Origin of the sequence: Streptomyces sp. NRRL S-118 (assembly GCF_000716335.1) — a bacterium.
Classification (GTDB): domain Bacteria; phylum Actinomycetota; class Actinomycetes; order Streptomycetales; family Streptomycetaceae; genus Streptomyces.
This window is the reverse complement of the sequence record NZ_KL591040.1, coordinates 20953-24704: the sequence shown is the minus strand read 5'-3', so window position 1 is coordinate 24704 and position 3752 is coordinate 20953. Positions and strand designations below refer to the sequence as shown.

The following is a 3752-nucleotide window of genomic DNA, read 5'->3' as shown; positions in this document are numbered from 1 at the left end:
TGATCACCCGGTCCGGACGACGTACTTCCTTCTGCCCGGACAGTGTGTGCTGCCCGCCGACCACGGTGTCGCCGGCCGGTTCGGCCGGACTGCTGACCTGGCTGGTCACTGAACTGGACTCCCTCGATGCCGCGGCACGGGAGGAGCCGGTCCACCGAACCTCCCGGGGCAGGCCCGGCGCGGGTGCCCGCACCACGAACCCCGTTGCCTCACGACTCTCTCGTTGGAACTGACATGTGATGGCCCGATGCCGCGTCCCCGCCCGGCGCTTCCCGGGCGCCCGCGGCGGTGCCGGCTCGCCGCCTCCGTGGCAGCGGACCGGCCGGGGCCGCCGCCTCGGCGGTACGGCCCCGGCCGTGGGATCAGACCGTGATCGGTACGACCTTGGCGCTGCGCAGCTCCACGCGGTCGCTCCACACCACGTCGCCGGCCAGCTCGAGCGAGGGGAACCGGTCGACCAGTCCGCCGATCGCGATCCGGGCCTCCATCCTGGCCAGCGCGGAGCCGAAGCAGTGGTGGGCCCCGGCACCGAAGGACACGTGCTGGCGTGCGTCGGCACGGTCGATCCGCAGCTTGCCGGCGTCCTCCCCGAAGTGGTCCTCGTCGCGGTTCGCGGCCGCGATGGCCACCATCACGAGCGAGCCACCGGGGATCTCCTTGCCCCGCAACGGGTACGGCCCCGTGGTGATCCGCCGGGTCTGCTGGATCGGCGGGTCGTAGCGGAGGAACTCCTCGACCGCGTTCTCCGCCAGCTCCGGCCGGCGCCGCAGCAGGTCCAGCTGGTCGGGGTTCTGCAGCAGCGCGACCACACCGCCACCGATCAGGCTCACCGTCGTCTCGTGCCCGGCGGCGTAGAGCAGCAGCACCTGGGCGACCAGTTCGTCGGCGGTGAGCTTGTCGCCCTCGTGCTCGGCGGCGATCAGAGCGGTGAGCAGGTCGTCGGCCGGGTTGGCCCGCTTCCAGTCGATCATCTCGCGGGATATCTTGACCAGTTCCTCGATCGCGGCCATGCCCTCGATCAACTCGGCCTCGTCCAGCAACTCGGGTGAGCGGTGGATCCTGCCGGTCAGTTCGCGTATCCGGTCGCTGTCCGCCGGCGGTGTGCCGAGCATGTGCGAGATCACCGCGAACGGCACCGGGAACGCCAGCTCGTCCATGAGGTTCACCCGGCCGCCGTCGGCGATCCGGTCCAGTCCCTCGTTCACCAGCTCGGTCACCACCGGTTCGAGCGCGGCGACGGCCCTGGGCGTGAACGCCTTGGTCACCAGCGACCTCAGCCGGGTGTGGTCCGGCGGGTCCACGTCGAGCAGCGACAGGTTCATGACGTTCGTCGCCTCCACCATCGCCGGCGGCAGCTCCGGCGGCGGGGCGGAGTCGTCGGCCGGGGCACCGGCCAGGTTCTTCTCGTTCACGGACATGCGCGGCGCGCGCAGGACCGCGGTGGCGTCGTCGTGGCGCGAGACCATCCAGTAGCCGGCGGGGTGCTCGTACACCGGGTCGGTCCTGCGCAGCCTCGCGTAGTGCGGGTAGGGGTCGTCGGCCAGTCCCGGCAGCGACGGATCGAACAATGGCTCAGCGTTGGTCACAGCAAATCCCCTGTGCTTTGTCGGTGACGAAGTGGCGCACGCGATCCTGAGCGTGCGCGGACATTCCTGGTTGTTCTCCGCCCGCGAAATGCCGCGTCGCCGTTATGCGAAACGGCTCGCGTCCTGGTCCCGCAGGATCTGGCACACGTCGCGGAAAGCCCGGTCCAGCTGGGCGATTTCCTCGTCGGAGAGATGGATGGACGGTTCGAAGCGCATGGTCTCGTCGCTGCTCGCCGTGGAGAAGATGCGGACCCGGTGCTTGCGCAGCAGGTGTCCGCCGATGATGTAGGACAGCGCCTCGTGCTCGGCCGCCTCACGGATCTCCGGGGACGCCGAGCCCGTCTGCTCGTGGATCTCGAACCCGAGCATCAGGCCCCTGCCGCGGACGTCCTTCACGACGTCCGGGTAGTCGGCCTTGATCGCTTCCATCATCGCTCTGGCCTTCGCACCGGCTTCCGCGGCCAGCTTGTACGCCTTGCCGTCATCGGCTTCCAGCATCTGCAGGACCTTCACGGCGACAAGGCTGGAGAAGCCGTCCCGGCCGAAGGTGGAGGTGTGCAGCATCTCGAATTCCTTCTGGTACCGATGCTCGTTGATCAGCACGACGCCGAGCTTTGCGATACCGCCGCCGAGAGCCTTGGCGAGGACGATGTAGTCGGGCCTCAGGCCGATCTGCGTGCCCGCGAGGAAGGTGCCCGACCGCCCCATCCCGGACTGGATCTCATCGGCGACCAGCGGCACGCCGAGGGTGTCGCACGCCTCGCGCAACGCGCGGGCCAGCTCCGCCGACAGCGGGACGATGCCGCGCTCCCCCATGATCGGCTCCACGACGAACGCCGTGAACAGCGGGAAATCGCGCTCGACCACATCGACGACGCCGTCCTGCACCACGACGTCCAGCAGCGTGGCGCGCTCCTCGTCGGCCACCTTCGCGATCATCTCGGGGCGGTCACGGGGAATGAACCGGGTCTGCGCGGCGAGCGCCTTGAACGGGGCGCGGAACACCTCGTTGTACGTCAGCTGGACGCTGCCGATGAGCTTGCCGTGGAACCCGCCCTCCAGCGCCAGCAGCAGCGGCGGGCGGGCCTCGGTCTCGGTGTTGCGACGCCTCACCTCGGCGACGAGGTGCTCGAAGTCCGCTCCGCCCACGATCGCCGCGGCGGCCTCGGAGACCGTGGCGCCCTCGGTCACGGCCTGGCGCGCCTGCTCGACGTGCGCCTCGATCTCCCCCTGCAGTCCGGCGATGCGCACGCCGCGCTCCAGCTCGGCGTGCTTGATGGCGATCTCGACGGCCTCCGCGCCGGTGTTGCCGAAGTGGGCGAAGAACTTGTCCCCGGTCTCCAGCTCACGCCTGACGATCTTGTTCAGCTCGGCGGCGAGGTTGATCCCGTAGGTGTAGCCGGCCAGTTGTGTGTGCACCGGAATCTGCTGGTCGAGCAGTTCCTTGGCGTGCGCGACGATCTCCGGGTTGTTGTGGCCGAACATCAGGGAGCCGAATCCGCTGGCAGCGTCGAAAACCCCGACCTCGGTGCCGTCCTCGGCGAGGTAGTACAGCGTGTTGCCCTCGGCGCGCACGTACCGCACCGCGAGGCCGAACTCGTCCAGCGTTTCGATCATGAACGAGTCCGCGAACTCGGGCGAGCCAATGGTGGGGCGCATCTTTTTCTCCGATTGACAGGTCGAAAAACTGCGTCTGCCGGGTTCCGTCGGGTTCGGACATCCGGAAGCGGGGAAGGACCGACCCGGCGCGATGTCGCCGGGTTGCCATGCTCTGTAGCCCTATCACGGGGGTGTCCGGGGCTATATCCGGTGTGGCAGGTTCAGGGCAGATCAGGATGTGCGCATGGCAGTTTCCGGACAACGGGAGAGCCGTCGCCGCGCGGCGTGACTAAGGTCCTGTTGCCCGCAGCGTGAAATCAACGCCGGGCCAGTGGTTGTGGTTGCCCCGGAGCGCGTCCGTTCGTGAGGTGGCCGACCGCCGAGTGAATACGCCGGCCAGTACGGCGTATCCGGCGCGACGGGGACACGAAAGGGAGACGGAAGTGAGTCGGATATGACCGCCTTGGCGATCGAGGCCGCCGGACTGGTGAGGAAGTTCGGCAAAGCCCGGGCTGTGGACGGGGTCGATCTGTCCGTCCCGGCCGGCATGGTCTACGGGGTGCTCGG

2 protein-coding genes and 1 pseudogene are annotated in these 3752 nt (G+C 68.8%); 1 reads left to right on the top strand and 2 read right to left on the bottom strand.

The window, feature by feature from the left end; all coding sequences use genetic code 11:
- Positions 1-362 precede the first annotated feature (362 nt).
- Both IH00_RS0135335 and IH00_RS0135330 read right to left on the bottom strand, forming a co-directional pair.
- Complete coding sequence (locus IH00_RS0135335; protein ID WP_031080475.1) at positions 363-1586, bottom strand: cytochrome P450; 1224 nt, start codon at positions 1584-1586, stop codon at positions 363-365.
- Between the two features lie 102 nt (positions 1587-1688).
- Complete coding sequence (locus IH00_RS0135330) at positions 1689-3245, bottom strand: aspartate aminotransferase family protein (RefSeq protein WP_031080474.1); 1557 nt, start codon at positions 3243-3245, stop codon at positions 1689-1691.
- A 394-nt stretch (positions 3246-3639) separates the two neighbouring features.
- On the opposite strand from IH00_RS0135330, the pseudogene IH00_RS44700 reads away from it, so the two are divergent.
- Positions 3640-3752: pseudogene (locus IH00_RS44700) on the top strand (daunorubicin/doxorubicin resistance ABC transporter ATP-binding protein DrrA); the annotation flags it as partial.